The organism is Acrocarpospora corrugata (assembly GCF_009687845.1).
Lineage (GTDB): Bacteria > Actinomycetota > Actinomycetes > Streptosporangiales > Streptosporangiaceae > Acrocarpospora > Acrocarpospora corrugata.
In genome coordinates this window covers 1-532 of sequence record NZ_BLAD01000031.1, presented here as the reverse complement: position 1 = coordinate 532, position 532 = coordinate 1, and the positions used below count along the sequence as shown (strand labels likewise).

The following is a 532-nucleotide window of genomic DNA, read 5'->3' as shown; positions in this document are numbered from 1 at the left end:
ACGGCGCGACGCCCCCAAGGAGGCGGAGCTGCTGGTGCTTCGGCATCAGAACGCGGTCCTGCGCCGCCAGGTCCCACGCGTCCGGTATGAACCTGTGGGGCTCAATAATGGGATTCGATGTCTGACCTGCTGGTTCTTCGTGGTGTCGGCCGGCGATCTGATACTCGTTGATAAGGCCGCCGAGGATGGCTGTGCGATGTACTGGGTGGTTGGTCAGGTCGATCGGGGTTGGCGGTCCGGTTTGTCGCCGTGTCTGCTGGTAGACCACGTCGACACGGTCTCACGTAGCGAATTTATCGAGCCTTTGGCGTCCATAGAGGCTGTTCTTGCCCAGGTCGTCCGTCGTCTGGGTGAGGTGATCGTGATGCACGACCAGGATCGTTGTGTGGCGTATAAGCGATGCGGTTGCGCTGACAAGGCGACAGGTAAGCGGCTGGGCGGGAGATGCGGGCGACTTGCCGAGTCGGGGCACGGGAGCTGGTACTTCGCGGTACAGATGACGGATGTGTCCGGGCGCCGGCGCAGGATCCGT

The 532-nt window shown here is 62.6% G+C and carries 2 protein-coding genes; both read right to left on the bottom strand.

From position 1 onward, the window contains the following. Nucleotides 1-268 (bottom strand): hypothetical protein (locus Acor_RS42965; RefSeq protein ID WP_218034038.1); only part of this gene is annotated, 268 nt, incomplete at its 3' end. A 12-nt stretch (nt 269-280) separates the two neighbouring features. Beyond that, the coding region (locus Acor_RS42960; RefSeq protein WP_218034037.1) for a hypothetical protein at nt 281-532 on the bottom strand (252 nt) is incomplete at its 5' end.